The 17,660-nt window shown below is 61.4% G+C and carries 16 protein-coding genes and 1 riboswitch; of the genes, 12 read left to right on the top strand and 4 right to left on the bottom strand.

Features of this window, described 5'->3' with window-relative positions:
- Positions 1-117: 117 nt before the first annotated feature.
- The 6 genes from MHX53_RS10485 to MHX53_RS10460 all read left to right on the top strand — a co-directional run bounded on the left by MHX53_RS10485 (position 118) and on the right by MHX53_RS10460 (position 9,033).
- Positions 118-1,776 (top strand): amidohydrolase, encoded by a 1,659-nt coding sequence (locus MHX53_RS10485; protein ID WP_102239303.1) that lies wholly within the window; start codon positions 118-120, stop codon positions 1,774-1,776.
- A 126-nt stretch (positions 1,777-1,902) separates the two neighbouring features.
- Positions 1,903-1,994, top strand: a riboswitch (glycine riboswitch).
- Between the two features lie 138 nt (positions 1,995-2,132).
- Positions 2,133-5,072: an aminomethyl-transferring glycine dehydrogenase gene (gene gcvP / locus MHX53_RS10480; protein ID WP_180965388.1), complete on the top strand. Its 2,940-nt coding sequence runs from the start codon at positions 2,133-2,135 to the stop codon at positions 5,070-5,072.
- Between the two features lie 27 nt (positions 5,073-5,099).
- Entirely contained in the window at positions 5,100-6,236 is a 1,137-nt protein-coding gene (gene gcvT / locus MHX53_RS10475) for a glycine cleavage system aminomethyltransferase GcvT (protein ID WP_102239301.1), read from the top strand.
- Positions 6,237-6,337: 101 nt separating this feature from the next.
- A complete protein-coding gene (gcvH, locus tag MHX53_RS10470) occupies positions 6,338-6,727 on the top strand; it encodes a glycine cleavage system protein GcvH (protein WP_102239300.1) in 390 nt (129 codons plus the stop codon).
- 126 nt (positions 6,728-6,853) lie between these two features.
- Positions 6,854-8,383 (top strand): L-serine ammonia-lyase, encoded by a 1,530-nt coding sequence (locus tag MHX53_RS10465; protein WP_102239299.1) that lies wholly within the window; start codon positions 6,854-6,856, stop codon positions 8,381-8,383.
- Entirely contained in the window at positions 8,377-9,033 is a 657-nt protein-coding gene (locus tag MHX53_RS10460) for a DNA-3-methyladenine glycosylase (RefSeq protein WP_180965368.1), read from the top strand. The genes MHX53_RS10465 and MHX53_RS10460 overlap by 7 nt, the downstream gene beginning before the upstream one ends.
- A 187-nt stretch (positions 9,034-9,220) precedes the next feature.
- Here the strand turns inward: MHX53_RS10460 and MHX53_RS10455 are convergent, their stop codons facing one another.
- The 4 genes from MHX53_RS10455 to MHX53_RS10440 all read right to left on the bottom strand — a co-directional run bounded on the left by MHX53_RS10455 (position 9,221) and on the right by MHX53_RS10440 (position 12,004).
- The gene (locus tag MHX53_RS10455) at positions 9,221-9,757 is read right to left on the bottom strand and encodes a TIGR00366 family protein (protein WP_257994591.1); all 537 of its coding nucleotides are present in this window, start codon (positions 9,755-9,757) and stop codon (positions 9,221-9,223) included.
- A gap of 90 nt (positions 9,758-9,847) precedes the next feature.
- Positions 9,848-10,915, bottom strand: coding sequence for a replication initiation protein (locus tag MHX53_RS10450; RefSeq protein ID WP_083290895.1), 1,068 nt, complete (start codon positions 10,913-10,915; stop codon positions 9,848-9,850).
- 682 nt (positions 10,916-11,597) lie between these two features.
- Complete coding sequence (locus MHX53_RS10445) at positions 11,598-11,807, bottom strand: hypothetical protein (RefSeq protein WP_070478506.1); 210 nt, start codon at positions 11,805-11,807, stop codon at positions 11,598-11,600.
- An 8-nt stretch (positions 11,808-11,815) separates the two neighbouring features.
- Positions 11,816-12,004 (bottom strand): hypothetical protein, encoded by a 189-nt coding sequence (locus tag MHX53_RS10440; RefSeq protein WP_102239298.1) that lies wholly within the window; start codon positions 12,002-12,004, stop codon positions 11,816-11,818.
- A 237-nt stretch (positions 12,005-12,241) separates the two neighbouring features.
- Between MHX53_RS10440 and MHX53_RS10435 the strand changes: the two genes are divergently transcribed.
- The 6 genes from MHX53_RS10435 to MHX53_RS10410 all read left to right on the top strand — a co-directional run bounded on the left by MHX53_RS10435 (position 12,242) and on the right by MHX53_RS10410 (position 17,659).
- Positions 12,242-12,451 (top strand): heavy-metal-associated domain-containing protein, encoded by a 210-nt coding sequence (locus MHX53_RS10435; protein ID WP_070478508.1) that lies wholly within the window; start codon positions 12,242-12,244, stop codon positions 12,449-12,451.
- Positions 12,451-13,392, top strand: coding sequence for a hypothetical protein (locus tag MHX53_RS10430; protein WP_070478510.1), 942 nt, complete (start codon positions 12,451-12,453; stop codon positions 13,390-13,392). Before MHX53_RS10435 ends, MHX53_RS10430 begins: the two co-directional genes overlap by 1 nt.
- Positions 13,393-13,439: 47 nt before the next feature.
- Positions 13,440-15,710, top strand: coding sequence for a heavy metal translocating P-type ATPase (locus MHX53_RS10425; RefSeq protein WP_070478511.1), 2,271 nt, complete (start codon positions 13,440-13,442; stop codon positions 15,708-15,710).
- Complete coding sequence (locus tag MHX53_RS10420; RefSeq protein ID WP_306345856.1) at positions 15,707-16,045, top strand: YHS domain-containing protein; 339 nt, start codon at positions 15,707-15,709, stop codon at positions 16,043-16,045. The genes MHX53_RS10425 and MHX53_RS10420 overlap by 4 nt, the downstream gene beginning before the upstream one ends.
- Before the next feature lie 85 nt (positions 16,046-16,130).
- Complete coding sequence (locus MHX53_RS10415; protein ID WP_070478537.1) at positions 16,131-16,466, top strand: metal-sensitive transcriptional regulator; 336 nt, start codon at positions 16,131-16,133, stop codon at positions 16,464-16,466.
- Positions 16,467-16,513: 47 nt separating this feature from the next.
- Positions 16,514-17,659: an NAD(P)/FAD-dependent oxidoreductase gene (locus MHX53_RS10410; protein WP_070478515.1), complete on the top strand. Its 1,146-nt coding sequence runs from the start codon at positions 16,514-16,516 to the stop codon at positions 17,657-17,659.
- Position 17,660: the final 1 nt, after the last annotated feature.

Here is a 17,660-nt window from a genome sequence, read left to right as displayed (position 1 = left end):
CGTGTAAGTAAGGTTAGGTTATCCAAACTTTCGTGAATATGGCAATTCTTTTGTGTGCTAATTCGATTTTGGTTGAGTGAGACGGCGCAAAGCCTGCCGGAGTCCTACACTGGCCCCATGACTCAACTTTTCGTCAACGCGAACATCCACACGTTCGACCCCGCCAACCCGCATGCCACCGCTATCCTCACGGACGGCGAAACCATCACAGCGGTGGGCGATGTGGAAGATTTGAAGGCGAACACCTCGGGCGTGGAAACCGTTGACTTAGGCGGCGACACGGTCATTCCCGGCTTTGTGGACGCGCACCTGCACGCGCTCGCCCACGCGGAATCCCTGGCGGAACTCAACATTTCTAAAACCACCTCCCTGCCCGAGGCGGTAGAGGCTATCCGCGCATTCGCCGCGATCCTGCCCCATGGTCAGTGGGTGACCGGCGGGCGTTGGGATTACAGCAAGTGGGGGCTTAGGCACCAGCCCGATAGGTCGTTGTTGGATGTGGCGTTGCCGGATCGGCCCGTGGCGCTGTGGTCGATCGACTTCCACACGCTGTGGTGCAACGGAGCGGCCCTGCGGGCGGCTGGAATTGACCGCAACACCCCGGACCCCCGAGGTGGAAAAATCGTGCGCGACGAACACGGTGAGCCCACCGGGATTCTGCGCGAAGACGCAGCCACGCTGGTGGAGCGCGTCATTCCGCACCTACCAGAAGACACGCTTGGTGAGCTCATGCGTAACGCGCAAAAGCAGTGGTTGCAGGAAGGTCTGACCGGACTGCACGACATCGACGGTGAGTTCTCCAAGCGCGCGTGGAGCCAGCTACGCGCAAGCGGTGACCTGAACATGCGCGTTGTGAAATACCTGCGACTGGACGAATACGACTGGGCCAAAGACACAGGGTGGACCACCGGATCGGGCGACGACTGGTACCGCCACGGCGGGCTGAAACTGTTTTCCGACGGGGCCCTGGGGTCGCGTTCCAGCTACATGTCTTCGCCGTACCCAGCCGAAGGTGAACTGTATGAGACCGGAAGTGACGCCGGGCAGAACTATGGCATGCAGATCACCACGGAACAGGTGCTGGTTGAGCAGATGCGGGACGCATACGCGCACGGAATCGTGCCAATTGTGCACGCGATTGGCGACCAAGCTAACCACCACGTCCTCAACGCATTCGAGCAAACACAGGCCGACCGCCAAGCCGCTGAAGCGCGCCTGGGGCATCCGTTGCGCGCCAGGATCGAGCATGCGCAGTTCGTGCAACCGCGGGACGTGGCCCGGTTTGCGGAACTCGACGTCATCGCGTCCATGCAGCCACGGCACTGTATCTCGGATCTGCATCTGCTCAACGCGCTGCGCCCAGACCCCAACCTGGCCGCATATGCATGGACCGCGCTCCTGGACGCAGGTGCGCACGTGGCCTTTGGTTCCGACGGGCCGGTGGAACCCACCACCCCGTTCGCGGCGATCTACGCCGCCATGACACGTGCCGACATCGCGGGTGATCCCACCACGACATTCCAAGCCCAGAACCGGATGGGAGCTTACCAAGCGATCAGGTGCCATACAGCGGGGCCGGCGTTCGCCTCGGGCATGGAAACCCGGGCCGGCGCACTCAAGCCGGGCATGAACGCAGACTTCATCGCCATCAACCACGACCCCCTAAGCGTGACCGAATTTGGCGACGAGGCCGCCCTGTTTGAACACGCGACCGCAATCCGCGACACCGTCGTCAACACCACCGTGGTGGGCGGGCGCACCCAGTTCCGCAGGTGAAGCCCGCACGCTCAAGAAACCCCGCACGCGCAAGTAACCCCGCGCACGCCAGAACGTGATTAAGATAGACAGCAACTAAGATAAGTGAACAACTGACAACTGAATAACCCAACTCAATAGCCGTTTTAACGTGTTTGGGGAGAGGCGCACACGCTGCGTCGCCGAAGGGGCAATTCCCTCCCCCGGAAACTCTCAGGCCAACACACCCAAGCACAAAGGCATTCTGAAGCCCGATCCACCGCACCAGTCATCGAAGCACGTGTACGGATCAGGTGACAGAGCGGGGAGGCAACCGATGTAATCGTTCCTACGTAAGGACTTATATGACCACCGGTTCCCACCAACCTGCAACATCGATGGCCGTCACTTCCGCCGTAACAGGGGATGCACCTCGGCCATTTTCTGACCGCCACATTGGCGCCCGTGCCCACGAAACCCAGCAGATGCTCGACGCGATTGGCGTGGACACGCTGGAAGATCTGGTTCGTCAGGCGTTGCCACAAAACGTTCAGTTCGAAGGCGAACTTGATCTGCAACAGGGCCTGGATGAGCACGTGGTTCTGGAGCAGTTGCGGGAAATCGCGGGCAAGAACCAGATGCGTGTGCAGATGATTGGTCAGGGGTACTACGACACCATCACCCCAGCCGTTATTCGCCGCAACGTTGCCGAAAACCCAGCCTGGTACACCGCTTACACCCCATACCAGGCCGAAATCTCTCAGGGTCGCCTGGAAGCACTCATGAACTTCCAGCAGGTCGTCATCGACATGACTGGCCTGCCCATCGCCAACGCGTCGCTCCTGGACGAAGCTACCGCAACCGCAGAAGCTGTTCTGCTCATGCGCCGGGCCAACAAGAAGGGCTCCACGGTTGTTCTGGACTCCGAACTGCACCCGCAGGTGATCTCGGTGGTCCGCACTCGTGCGCACGCCATGGACTTCCAGGTGCAGGTCGCTGACCTGTCCCAGGGCCTGGTGGGCGACGACGTGTTTGGAATCGTGTGCGCCCAGGTGGGTACCTCGGGTGAAATCCGCAACCTTGACGACGCTGTGCGCGGCGCCAAGGAACGCAACGCGCTGGTGGTGTTCGCGACCGACCTTCTGGCCCTCACCCTCATGAAGTCACCCGGCGAGCAGGGCGCCGACATCGCCGTTGGCTCCGCCCAGCGCCTGGGTGTTCCGCTGTTCTTTGGTGGCCCGCACGCCGGTTTCATTTCGGTCACCAGTAAGCTGCGTCGCCAGCTGCCGGGTCGCTTGGTGGGTGTCTCGACCGACCCCGAAGGCAAGGCCGCTTACCGCCTCGCCCTGCAGACGCGCGAACAGCACATCCGCCGCGAAAAGGCCACCTCGAACATCACCACCGCGCAGGCTCTGCTCGCTGACATGGCCGGGTTCTACGCGGTCTACCATGGGCCGGCCGGGCTGACGCGCATTGCCAGCCGCATCCACCGTTTGGCGCACGCGTTCGCGCAGTGCGCGGCAAGTATTTCCGGCGCCGAGGTGGTAACAAGTACGTTCTTCGACACCGTTACGCTCAAGGTGGCTGACGCCGCGGCCGCTGTCGCAGCCGCGGATGAAGCAGGCATCAACATCCGCCACATCGATGACGCTCACGTGGGTGTGTCCTTTGGTGAGTCCCACGACGTGGCCGTGGCAAACACCTTGCTCGAAGCGCTGGGTGCAAGCGAAACCATTGACGCTGAAGAGTTCGACAAGGCTGGCGAAGGAACGTTCGGGTCGGGTCACGTGGCAGCGCCGCAGTTGCCGGAAAACCTGGTACGCACCTCGGAGTTCCTCACCCACCCAACCTTCAACTCCTACGGTTCCGAATCCGACATGATGCGCTACATGCGCGAACTCGCCGACCGCGACTTGGCTCTGGACCGCACCATGATTCCGCTGGGTTCATGCACCATGAAGCTCAACGCGGCAGTCGAAATGGAGCCCATCACGTGGCCGGAGTTCGCTTCCATCCACCCGTTCGCGCCTGCCCAGCAGACTCAAGGCTGGACCCAGTTGCTCACGGAACTGGAAGAGATGCTGGCTGAAATCACCGGGTACGACAAGGTGTCCCTGCAGCCCAACGCGGGATCACAGGGTGAGCTTGCGGGTCTGCTTGCGTTCAAGGCGTACCACGAAGCTAACGGGCAGTCGCAGCGCGACAAGATCCTCATTCCAGCTTCTGCTCACGGAACCAACGCGAGCTCCGGTGCGTTGGCTGGGTTCGACGTGGTGACGGTCGCATCGGCTGAGGACGGGTCGATCGACGTGGACGACCTGGGTGCCAAGATCGCTGAACACGGTGACCGGGTCGCCGGAATCATGATCACCTACCCATCCACGCACGGGGTTTTCGAAGCCGACGTACGCAAAGTGTGCGACATGGTCCACGAAGCCGGCGGCCAGGTCTACATCGACGGGGCGAACCTCAACGCCACGATCGGTTGGGCCAAGCTGGGTCAGATCGGTGGCGACGCTTCGCACCTGAACCTGCACAAGACGTTCGCGATCCCTCACGGTGGTGGTGGCCCCGGTGTTGGGCCCATTGCTGTAGGTGCTCACCTGGCCGAATACCTTCCAGGCAACCCACTGGATGCACAGTACGTGGACGGAAGCAACGCAGACGGCCTGCCTGTCTCCGGTGCGTTCCAGGGATCCGCTGGTGTGACCCCGATTTCCTGGGCATACATCAAGCTCATGGGTCAGCAGGGACTGCGCGTAGCAACCGAGCACTCACTGCTCACCGCCAACTACGTCTCCCGTGAACTCCAGGAGTACTTCCCAACCCTGTACACCGGTACCACCGGGTACGTGGCACACGAATGCATCCTGGACTTGAAAGAGATCACCGCTCAGTACGGTGTGACCGCTGAAGACCTGTGCAAGCGCCTCATGGACTTTGGGTTCCACGCACCAACCTTGGCGTTCCCCGTGGCGGGAACCGTGATGTTCGAACCAACCGAATCCGAATCCAAGACCGAACTGGACCGCTTCATCGTTGCAATGAAGAAGATCCACCAAGAGATCACGGCAATTGGTTCTGACTACAGCTACGAAGAGTCGCCACTGGCACACGCCCCACACACCGCAACCGTGGTGCTGGGCGAAGAATGGGACCGCAAGTACAGCCGTGAACAGGCCGTGTACCCAGTGTCCAGCCTCAAGCGCAACAAGTACTTCCCACCTGTGGGACGTATCAACAACGCGATGGGTGACCGCAAGCTGGTGCCTTTCTGCCCGCCACTGGAAGCGTTCGACGTCGATGCGAACTTCGACCTCGTCGCAATCTCGATCTAATCAACCTCACACTCAAAGGAGTCGACGATGACCAAACACACTCCGCTGTATGACGTTCACGAAAAGCTGGGCGCTTCGTTCACCGACTTTGGTGGCTGGGAGATGCCTCTGAAGTACCAGAACGAACTGGACGAACACCGCGCAGTGCGTGGCACCGCCGGTTTGTTTGACCTCTCCCACATGGGAGAAGTCCGCGTGAAAGGTGCTCAGGCTGGGGACTACTTGGACTACGCGATGCTGTCCAAGTACTCCTCCATGAAGGTGGGCAAGGCTAAGTACGGTCTGCTCATTGATGAGAACGGGCACCTGATGGACGACCTCATCACGTACCGTCTGGCAGAAGACGAATACCTGATCGTGCCCAACGCGTCGAACACACCGGCTGACGTAGAAGCGTTTACGAAGCGAGTAGACGCGTTCTTGGCTGCCAACCCAGGAGCCGACGTCACGGTGACCGACGAATCGGCCGACACTGCGTTGATTGCAGTGCAGGGTCCTGCCTCGGAAGACATTTTGCTGTCCACGCAGGACTCCGACGAAGCTCGCAACGCCATCAAGGAACTGGCCTACTACGCGTGGGCACCACTGAAGGTGGGTGGCCTGGACATTCTGTTGGCCCGCACCGGTTACACCGGCGAAGACGGGTTCGAACTGTACCTGCCCAACGCAGGCGCAGAAGAGCTGTGGAATGTGCTGACCGAGGTCGGCGCAAAGTTCGATCTGGTGCCAGCCGGTTTGGCAGCGCGTGACTCACTGCGACTGGAAGCCGGAATGCCACTGTTTGGCAACGAACTTACCAACGACATCACCCCTGTCGAAGCAGGCATGGGTGGCATGGTCGCAGGTGCGCTGAAGAACAAGACCGAGTTCGTGGGACGCGAAGCACTCGAGAAGCTGGACACGTCGAAGGTCAGCCGCACCCTGGTGGGCCTCAGCTCGTCCGGCCGTCGCGCAGCTCGAACCGAGGCCGAACTCAAAGCCGGCGAAACGACGGTAGGGACGGTCACCTCGGGACAGCCTTCCCCCACCCTGGGACACCCCATTGCCCTTGCATATGTGGACGTGGACCAGGCGGAAGCGGGAACCGAACTGGAAGCCGACATCCGCGGCAAACGCTACCCCTTCACCGTGGTAGAAACTCCGTTCTACCGCCGCGAATCCTGACCCGAAAAGTTAGAACTTTTTGTACTGAACCACCCATACATGAGGCACACTTGAAGTGATGCCCATCGTGCCCCAGCTCGGGCACCACGAAAGGAACACACATGGTTAACCTTCCAAAAGAACTGTCCTACTCCGCAGACCACGAATGGGTCAACGCAGCTCCTGACGCAATCGCTGGGGCGACCGTGCGCGTTGGTATCACCGAAGTCGCATCGGATGCGCTTGGTGAGGTCGTATTCGTGGACGCACCCCAGGTGGGTGACACCGTCACCGCTGGTGAAGCGTGTGGTGAAATCGAATCGACCAAGTCGGTTTCCGACCTCATCTCACCAGTTTCCGGTGAAGTTGTGGCCGTCAACGAAGCACTCGAAGACAACCCAACCCTGGTGAACGACGACACCTACGGTGAAGGTTGGATCTTCGAAGTCGCCGCAACTGAAGCCGGCGAACTCATGGACGCAGACGCATACGCAGAACAGAACAAGATCTAAAACCACCACAGGGGGTGCGAGACTCTCTCATGCAGAGTCCCGTGCCCCCTTTTTGGTGCTTATTTATGAGAGTTCGGCGTGGAGCAGACGACGCGCGGTAGTCGACGTGGAACAGGGAGGACAACGATGCCAGTAAGTGTTTTTGAACTTTTCTCAGTAGGAGTGGGGCCATCGTCTTCACACACGGTAGGGCCCATGCGTGCCGCAGCCAGCTTCGTTGAGCTGGTGGGGGAGCGGGTAGACGAGCTCGCCTCTGTGCGCGTGGACGTGTTCGGGTCCCTGGCGGCAACCGGGCGTGGCCACGGAACGTTCGACGCGATCCTGCTGGGGCTCGAAGGGTGCAAGCCCGAAGAAGTCGAAGCCAACGACATGGACCAGCGCAAAGCGCGCATGGCCCAGACGGGTGCCGTCCGCTTTGGCGACGTGCGCGATATCAAGCTCACCGAAGACGACATGGTGAAGCGTCCGCTCACCGTGCTTAAGCGCCACACCAACGCCATGACGCTCACCGCGTTCGACGCTGCCGGTGAAGAGCTGGCGAAAGAAACGTACTACTCCGTTGGCGGCGGGTTCGTGGTCGCAGAGTCTGATGAAAACGAACCCATCGGTGGTGAACTGCACACCCCAGACGTTATCCACGAATCCCACGACCACATCGCCGGAACCACCGTCTTAGGTGAAGACCTGTCCCAGCTGCCAGAAGAAGAGGTGGCTACTGAACCCAGCAACGCGGAAACTGGGGGAGCGGGGTCAGAGGGAACGACCTCGGCGCCGGTGTACGAATACGCTTCCGCCGCTGACCTTTTGCGCATTGCCAAGGAAAATGACCTGGCGCTGTGGGAAATCGTGATGGCCAACGAACTCCAGGAGCGCACGGAGGACGAGATCCGTGAAGGGCTGCTGCACATTTACTCCGTGATGGACGAATGTGCGATGTCCTCGCTGGACCGAACCGGGTACCTGCCGGGCGGGCTCAAGGTAAAGCGGCGTGCCCACGACTGGTTCCTGCGGTTGAAGGCCGAAGACCCCCACAACGACCCCAAGTTCTACCAGGAGTGGGTCAACCTGATCGCGCTTGCGGTGAACGAGGAGAATGCGTCCGGCGGGCGGGTCGTGACCGCGCCAACCAACGGTGCTGCCGGGATCATCCCTGCCGTGATGTACTACGCGCTGCACTTTGTGGACCGGGTCGTGGAGGCCGGGCCGCAGGGGCGCGCTGACGCGATCGTGGAGTTCCTGCTGACCGCGGCCGCGATTGGCGGGTTGTACAAGGAGAAGGCTTCGATTTCTGGCGCCGAGGTGGGATGCCAGGGAGAGGTAGGTTCGGCTTCGTCGATGGCGGCTGGGGCGTTGGCACAGGTCATGGGTGGGACCCCTGAGCAGGTGGAAAACGCGGCCGAGATCGCCATGGAGCACAACCTGGGGCTCACGTGTGACCCGATCGCCGGCCTGGTGCAGGTGCCGTGCATTGAGCGCAACGCGATTGCTGCGGGCAAGGCCATTAACGCGGCCAAGATGGCGCTGTGGGGTGACGGGACGCACCGGGTGAGCCTCGATGAGGTGATCGAGACCATGCGGTCCACCGGTGAAGACATGAGCCACAAGTACAAGGAAACCGCGATGGGTGGTCTGGCGGTCAACGTCGTCGAATGCTGATGGACGCGGGTGTGCCGGGCGGTCCTGTGGAGAGCGGGCCGGACGGGCCGGTGGGCGCGTGCGATTGGCTCAGCCCTGATGCGCGTGCCAGTGCGCGTGTGTTGCTCGGGTGCTTTTTGGTCACATCAGATGTGACGGTTCGGATCACCGAAGTCGAGGCGTACGCAGGCACCGACGACCCCGCGTCTCACGCGTACAAGGGCCGGACGGAGCGCAACGCTGTCATGTTTGGGCCCGCGGGGCACCTGTACACGTACACCATGCATGGGCACACGTGTTGCAACGTGGTGTGTTCCCCCGCTGGTGTGGCGCAGGCGGTGTTGATTCGGGCCGGTGAGGTGGTTGACGGGGCCGAGGTGGCTTACAGTCGGCGCCGGCCTGGAGTGAGTGCCGCGCACCTTGCGCGGGGTCCGGGGAACCTGACCCGTGCGCTGGGTGTGACCATGGATCACTCCGGGGTTGATCTGTGTGACCGTGGCTCTGAGGTGAGGCTTCTACGTGGCGAGTTGCGCGCAGGAGAATCCGTGGCTGTGGGGCCGCGTGTGGGAGTGAGTAAAGCCGCCGATGACCCGATGCGTTTCTGGATTGAGGGTGATCCAACGGTGTCGGCGTATCGGCGCTCGCCCCGGGCGGGCAAACCTTCGCATTGAACAGGTGTGCGAGGGTAGTTAGTCAACACAGCTCGAGCTGGTGTGGTGACTAACTACCCTTTTTGTTCGTTTTGTTCACGTTTTTGGCCCAAAATCGGCCCATTACTCTACAACCCTCAGCAAAAACAGCTCGGAAGTGTAGAGTAACTCGACTCGAACAACTCTGCGGAAGCGCCTCGCCTGGCCCCTACGTCACTGCTCCGGCGACAAGGATCCCTCCGCCGAACGTGAAGAACGTCAGAATCAGCACCATGATGGTGTAACCCATGATCTTGCGCACGTGGATTCCGGCCACAGCCAGCAACGGCACAGCGAAGAACGGCTGAGCCATGTTGGTCCACTGGTCACCGTAGGCAACCCCCATGACAACGGTTGACGGATTGACGCCCAGATTCTTAGCCGCCTCGATGAAGATGGGCCCTTGGATTGCCCACTGCCCACCACCGGACGGAACGAACATGTTGAGGACTCCTGCAGACAGGAACGCCCAGAAGCCCAGCGTGAGCGGAGTGGAAATTGCCGTGAACCAGTCAGAGATCACCGTGATGAATCCGGTGCCCACCATCATGCCCATGATCCCGGCGTAGAACGGGTACTGCACAATGAGCTGCCCCACGGAGCCCGAGGCGTTGGCCACCAGTTTGATGTACTCCAGGATTGACCGCGACATGAGCAGCCCCAGGCACAAGAACGACCAGTTCACAATGTCCAAGTTGAGCGCCAGCCCGTTCTTGGGCCTGACCCCCGGAAAGTGGACACGTCGGGGGTTATCTATGCTGCTTGGGTCAGTGTAGCTGATGTGAGTGCTTCGAAGTCATCGGGGGCTAGAAGGTTGCACCAGGAGTGTCGTCTGCGCGTGTTGTAGCGCATGCTCATAGGCATCGATGATGGCCGCATCGGTGAGGCGTTGTCCAGCAGCACGGAGCCGGTGTCCGGTCTTTAAAGCATGGCGGAACGCCGTTTCATCACGGGCCGCGCACCCTTGACTAATCCAAAGGACACGGACGCCGTCGATCAGTTCTGGGTCATATTGATCAAGTCCTGCGCCTATTTCGTTTTCAACATCTTCTGCAAGAGCTTTGAAGGCTTGGGCTTCTTCTCGACGAGCCTTCACTGCATTGATGAGTTCACGACCAGAGCTAAATTGCTGACGCATGTTTTTACCGTACTGAGGGTGTCCAGCCATCTCACGCACCTGCCTTAGAAAGTCCTGGAGGCGAATGACGCGATCGTGTTGGTGATACCAGCGATATGCCTCTACTGACTTACCAGTATAAAAAGGACTACGACTAAAACGGTGCGCAAAGTGCGGGTCATGTGCGAGAAGAGCGCCTAACTCCTGGCTCGTAGCTTTTAGCAGCTCCATATTGCTGGAATGCTTATTTTTGCCGGTATACACCGGGTCAATCAGCCAAATAAACTGAGCTTTACCACTTAGCGGATTAATCCCGGCCCATGCTGGCCCAATGCCTCGCTGGACAAGGGCGAAGATAACGCTTTTAACATAAGCATTGAGATGAACTGGATGGCCTCCAGATTCTCCGGGCTGGTCAACATCAATAACCATAACCGCAGAATATTGCTTATTCGTCAGCATGACGTATTCACATCGACCGAGTTTCTCCGAATCAGTGCGATAAAGTCTCGGAACGCTGCGCTTCTTACCGGTTTCTTCATCTACCACGACACGGTAAGCACTTTGAAAGTCACGGCTGATAGAACCGTGTAGCGCATCACGCCCAAGATGCTGGAGAAGTTTTTCCCGGTCAAGCTGACTTGCCGGAGTATCATCTAGACCTGCGCAATCCTGGCGCACTCTAGATGGCGTACCAACACGCGCACCGGTCAAAGTGCCCGGAGAGGAATCATTAGATAGAATCATGCACATGCTTTCCCCCAGCTACTACTGGGTGATAAGCGAAGGTCACTTGGTTGCCGCCGAGTGGCCTTCTTTCGTCTTTAGTATCTCTCAACTGTAAAACACATGACTGTCATTTTGTGCGAGACACACATAAAGATATGTTTTACCTGCAGTAACAGTGTTTGAAATATATTGCAACAAATGCTAAAACCGCAGAGTATCCTGCATAGATACAAGACATCGACTATGGATCATAGGGGTTAGCGGTACTCATGTGTACTGCCGTCCAAATCAAAGGCTTGGTTGTCACCGAGGCAACCAGGACTACTCCAAGCACCACAGCCTCCAGGACTACAGATAACCAAAGAGCCTTTAAAGAGAAACCACATAGATAAACCCCAGTACTTTCTTCCTCACTGCCAATGCTCACTGGAGTGAACAATCCCTTGTGACTTTTGTCGAAGCTCCGCACAATGGTTATAGGCTGCTTCCCCCCGAACGGCCACTATGTATAAGTTCTAGCCCTGCCTCTCGCCCCTCAGGCAGGGCTAGAACTCGTTAATGATTTCTGAGTCAATCGAATACGAACACTTCAGAGTACTAAGAGTGCAACTCCTACGGTAATCATCCGTTCTCGCCACGTAACTACTAGATGAGGGCACCCCTACCGGTAATCACTAATACAGGGTGCCTATCGTGATGATTACTTTGACTGCTGCTCGTCCTTGGCGGCGACAATCATGTGCGCTAGCACCTCCAGGAACTTATTGAGGTTGCCTGGATCTGCCGTGATGGTTTCGAAGACTTCCTGAGACTCCCGGGCCGCCTGCACGAGTGCGCCGAACCCTTTGTTTTTAAAAGCGTCAGTGCCAGCAACCTGTGAGGGGTTATTTTTCCTGACTAATGCCTGCACAGGGGCTGCTAACTGTCTCCGGCGTAACTGAGCACTCCAGCTGGGATTCGTCTGTTCCACTCACCAATCTCGAACGCCTGCGAATCCAGTTGACATGGCCGGCTTCGTACCATGAGCACCAGCGACTGATCGGTGTTTGGTGGTGTCCGGCCCGTACCGGTCGTCACTGCCTTCGCCGACGTGGCAAGGAAGTCCACGGTTCTCATTAGACCGGGACCACTACTCTCCGACGCGCAGCGACACCGTCCAGCGGGTCGCCCCGCAGCATCGTTTCGCCACGAGGCGCATGTCGGACGCTCCAGCCATCGTCTGCAGCACGCGTGCGATGTGGCTCATACGACCACCCCCTTCTTGCGGAATACCTGCCAGGGGTATACTGTTGACTTGTACAGGTACCCGGTAGGGGTACTACAGAGACACAAGGAGGATACATAATGGCTTCGAACAATTACCAGGTGACGGGCATGACCTGCGGGCACTGCGAGATGTCGGTCCGCGAGGAAGTCGGTGAGATCCCCGGCGTCCAGGACATCCAGGTCAGCGCGCAGACCGGCAAGCTTAACGTCACCGCCGAGGGCGAGATTGACGATGCCAAGGTCCTCGCGGCGGTCGAGGAGGCCGGCTACTCGGCGGTGCGTGTCTGATGAAGGCCGGAGGACGGCTTGCGCTCTACGGGGCCGGGCTGGTGGTGGCGTTCGGCGGGGCCTTCGGCCTTGCCGGCGCCGTCATTCCTGACAGCTTCGTAGCAGCATGGGCAGAAGGAAGTGACGTGAACACACACGGTGAAGGACACGGCGGCGCTGCGCAAGAAACTGCGGAGCCCACTCTGAACGGGGTCTCCGCAAGCGCGGACGGCTTCGTACTTTCCCCAGTCCAGGCTCCCACGGCTGCAGGCGAGGATGGAGACCTGAGTTTCCAGATCCTCGACGAGTCCGGCGAAGCGGTGACCGAGTACACTACCGCGCACGAGAAGGACCTGCATCTGATCGCCGTTCGCACCGATGGTACTGGTTTCCAGCACGTGCACCCCGAGCTTGACACGAGCACAGGCACTTGGTCGGTGCCGTGGACCTGGGACGAGGCGGGCACCTACCGCGTGTACGCCGACTTCACACCCGAGGGCGAGGGAGCCGAAGGGATCACCCTGACTCGCGCCGTCGAGGTGGCGGGCGACTTCGCCCCTGTTGAGACCGAGTCACAGACCACCGACGAGGTCGACGGATACACCGTCTCCCTGAATGGCGACCTTACCGCCGGCACCTCAAGCGAGCTCACCATCTCGGTCGAGCGCGACGGTCAGCCGGTGACCACGCTGGAGCCCTACCTGGGCGCGTTTGGCCACCTGGTGGCGCTGCGCGAAGGCGACCTCGCCTACTTGCACGTCCACGCCGAGGGCGACGAGCCCCAGGCCAGGGACACGGCCGGACCCGAGATCGGATTCGCAGCGGAGGCCCCGACCGCCGACCGTTACCTGCTCTACCTGGACTTCCAGGTCGATGGGCAGGTGCACACCGCCGAGTTCGTGATCGACGCCGAGCATGGTGACGGCTCGCAGACAGACGATTCGCATACCGGCGGCCACTGACCCGCAGGGCCTGGCGTCGCACGAGAGATGAAGAGAGAAGGAAGAGGATGAGTACATTAGCGCCCCCCATCGGTGGGCCGGACATCGAGCTGGAGATCGGCGGGATGACCTGCGCCTCCTGTGCGAACCGGATCGAGAAGAAGCTGAACAAGCTCGAGGGCGTCGCGGCCACGGTCAACTACGCCACCGAGAAGGCCAAGGTCACCGTGCCTGCCGGCTACGATCCGGGCCTGCTGGTCGCCGAGGTCGAGAAGACCGGCTACACGGCTGCGCTGCCCAAGCCCAAGGGCACCACGGCGAACACGTCGGAGACCGAGGCCGGGGAGGAGGAAGACACTGAGCTCACCTCGCTGCGCCATCGGCTAGTCGGCGCCATTGTGCTCACGGTTCCCGTGATCGCCATGGCCATGATCCCCGCACTGCAGTTCGTATATTGGCAGTGGGCCTCACTCGCGCTTGCCGCCCCGGTGATCATCTGGGCAGCCTGGCCGTTCCATAAGGCCGCATGGACGAACCTCAAGCACGGTACCGCGACGATGGACACACTCATCTCGATGGGCACCTCGGTCGCACTGCTGTGGTCCGTCTACGCACTATTCTTCGGAACCGCTGGCACACCCGGGATGACGCACCCGTTCGAGTTCACGATCGCTCCCTCGGATGGCGCGGCGAACATCTATCTCGAAGTTGGCGCGGGCGTGACGATGTTCATCCTCGCCGGCCGCTACTTCGAGAAGCGCTCCAAACGCCAGGCCGGGGCCGCGCTGCGCGCCCTCCTGGAGCTCGGCGCGAAGGAAGTCGCCGTGCTCCGCGACGGCGTTGAGGTGAAGATCCCCACCTCTGACCTCCAGGTCGGCGACGAGTTCATCGTTCGTCCGGGTGAGAAGATCGCCACCGACGGCATCGTGGTCTCCGGCTCCTCCGCGGTGGACGCCTCCATGCTCACCGGCGAGTCCGTACCGGTCGAGGTCCGCGAGGGCGACTCGGTCACCGGTGCCACCGTCAACGCGGGCGGCCGCCTTGTCGTGCGGGCGACCCGTGTCGGTTCGGACACGCAGCTTGCGCAGATGGCGAAGCTCGTCGAGGATGCGCAGACTGGCAAGGCCGAGGTGCAGCGTCTGGCTGACACGATCTCCGGCGTGTTCGTGCCGATCGTCATCGTCGTCGCGTTCATCACCCTCGGCGCCTGGCTGGGAGCCGGATTCCCCGTCGCCGCCGCGTTCACCGCAGCGGTCGCCGTGCTCGTTATCGCCTGCCCCTGCGCGCTGGGACTCGCGACTCCGACCGCGCTGCTGGTCGGCACCGGCCGCGGGGCGCAGATGGGCATCCTCATCAAGGGCCCAGAGGTGCTGGAGTCCACCCGCAAGGTCGATACCGTCGTGCTCGACAAGACCGGTACCGTCACCAGCGGCAAGATGACCCTGACAGATGTGATCACCGAATCCGGTGTGGACCGTGCCGAGCTGCTGCGCTTCGCGGGTGCGTTGGAGGACTCCTCGGAGCACCCGATCGCGCAGGCGATCGCCAAGGGCGCCACCCAGGAAGTCGGCCAGTTGCCCACGCCCGAGGACTTCGCCAATGTTGAAGGCAAGGGCGTGCAGGGCATCGTCGAGGGCACCCCGGTCGTCGTCGGACGCGAGTCGCTGCTGGCCGACTGGTCACAGAAGCTCTCTCCGGAGGTCGCACGGGCGAAGGCTCAAGCTGAGGGTGAAGGCAAGACGGTCGTCGCGATCGGCTGGGACGGTGCTGCGCGCGGCATCCTCGTCGTCGCCGACACCGTCAAGCCCACGAGCGCGGAGGCGATCCGCGGGCTCAAGGAGATCGGCCTGACCCCGGTGCTGCTCACCGGTGACAATGAGGCCGTGGCCCGCCAGATCGCCGCCGAGGTCGGCATCGAGGAGGTCATCGCCGAGGTGCTGCCCAAGGACAAGGTCGACGTCGTCACCCGTCTCCAGGGCGAGGGCAAGATCGTCGCGATGGTCGGCGACGGCGTCAACGACGCCCCCGCGCTCGCGCAGGCCGATCTGGGCCTGGCGATGGGCACCGGCACGGACGTCGCGATCGAGGCCTCCGACATCACCCTGGTCCGCGGCGACCTGCGGGCCGCGGTCGACGCGATCCGTCTGTCTCGGAAGACACTTTCGACGATCAAGACCAACCTGTTCTGGGCATTCGCCTATAACACCGCCGCGATCCCAGTCGCAGCGCTGGGCATGCTCAACCCCATGCTCGCAGGCGCGGCGATGGCGTTCTCCAGCGTCTTCGTCGTCGGCAACAGCCTCCGCCTGCGCGGGTTCAAGAGCGTCGCCACGAAGTGACGAACGAGAACCCACCCATCCATACCAATCCGATACAGAACCCACCCATCCATACGAATCCGATACAGAAGGAACACCAGAAAATGAGCAACTGCTGTAGCACGAACGAGACTAACCCCGCCGCCGAGAACGGTGGACGCGAGAACCTGCTCGGCGGGGGCGCCGATGACATGACCACCTGCCCGGTCATGGTCGGCACCCCGGTCAGCAAGAAGACCGCCGAGGCCGCCGGCCTCTACCGCGACTTCAAGGGCGAGCGCTACTACTTCTGCTGCGCCGGCTGCGGCCCCGCATTTGATTCGGACCCCGCCAAATACGCCGCCAACATGGCGTAATCCACCAGCGTGCCGGGGTGCCGCGGCACCGCTGCGGCACCCCGGCACCTGATCGGAGCGAACCGACATGACCACCCCGACCTCAATGACCGAACCTCACATCGACACCTGCCCGGCGGGAGGCGACGGCGATCCGTCCGTCCACGGATACATCAGCGACAAGGCGACGTACCGCAATCGCCTGCGGCGCCTCGAAGGCCAAATCCGCGGCATCGATCGGATGATCGATGAGGACCGCTACTGCATCGACATCTTCACCCAGATCTCCGCAGCCACCAGGGCACTCGAAAACGTCGCCCTCGGACTGCTCGACGATCACCTCAAGCATTGCGTCCTCGACGCCGCCCTCGCCGGTGGACCAGTCAGCGAGCAGAGGCTCGGCGAGGCATCCGAGGCCATCGCCCGTCTCGTTCGCTCCTGACGCCCGCACACCAAATCGATCACGACCTGCAGCCCAGGAGTTTCCCTATGACCACACAACACGTCCTCATCCTCGGTTCAGGAGCAGCCGGAGCCGCAGCCGCCCGCACTCTCGCCACACGTGACGACGTCCGGGTGACGATGGTGACCCGCACCGGGGAGACGCCTTACACGCGAATGCTCATCAAAGGAATCGCGTTCGGCCCGACCCCGCCGGAGATGATCAAGCTCCCGCTACCTCAGATTGAGGTCATCGCCGACACCGTGCTCGATGTCGATACTACGGCGAAGCGGGTCCAACTGACCTCCGGCGCGCAGGTCTCCTACGACGCGCTCATTGTCGCGACAGGGAGCGTGCCCCGCTCTCTGCCCGCGGGTGTACTCGAAGGCGACGACGTCGGACAAGGCCGGGTCACTGCTCTGCACTCCTTGGAAGATGCCATGGGTATCCGCGATCTGCTGACCAGCCTGGCACGGCCGGCGCGAGTGACGATCTATGGCGGCGGAATCATCGCAGCCGAGACCGCTTCGTCGCTGCAAGCCGACGGACACATGGTCATGCTGGTCTCTCGCAGTTCTGTTCCCGGCATCGGAGCGTTTGGGGCGCCGGTGGCTGAGCGCCTCGCCGCTGACCATGCCGCCAAGGTGCAGACTCGATTCGGTCGCACTCTCCAGCATGTCGACGAAACAGAATCCGGTGTTGCCATCACCCTCGACGACGATCAACGCATCGTGGCCGACTTACTCCTCGTTGCGCTCGGCACGACGCCCGCAGCCCCGTCGCCGTGGACGAACGGCATCGACGTCGATGATCGCCTCCGTGCCGCAGCAGACCACGTCTACGCCGCCGGAGGTGTAGCTACGCATCACGACGAAGCACTGGGCGTCTGGCGCATCGACCATTGGGAAGACGCCGCCGCGCAGGGCACGCACGCCGCACAGGCCGCACTGCACGACCTCGACATCAGCGACGATCCGGGCACCTACCTGCCGCGCAGCCCCTACATGGCGCTGGTCTACGGTCAGATGATCTCCGGAGTCGGGTACACCGCTGGTGCAGACGCCCAGGTGGAAGCCGGCGAGGAGTTCATCGTGCGCCACGAGACCGACGGCACCGTCGTCGGCGTCACCGGCATCGACGCGGTCGGCACCGTCTACCAGTGGGGTCAGCAGCTCCACGGCCTGCAGGCATAGA

This window comes from Brevibacterium sp. ACRRH (assembly GCF_022346365.1).
In the GTDB taxonomy this organism is placed as follows: domain Bacteria; phylum Actinomycetota; class Actinomycetes; order Actinomycetales; family Brevibacteriaceae; genus Brevibacterium; species Brevibacterium paucivorans.
The sequence above is the reverse complement of the archived record's forward strand: the minus strand, read 5'-3'. Positions and strand labels throughout refer to the sequence as shown.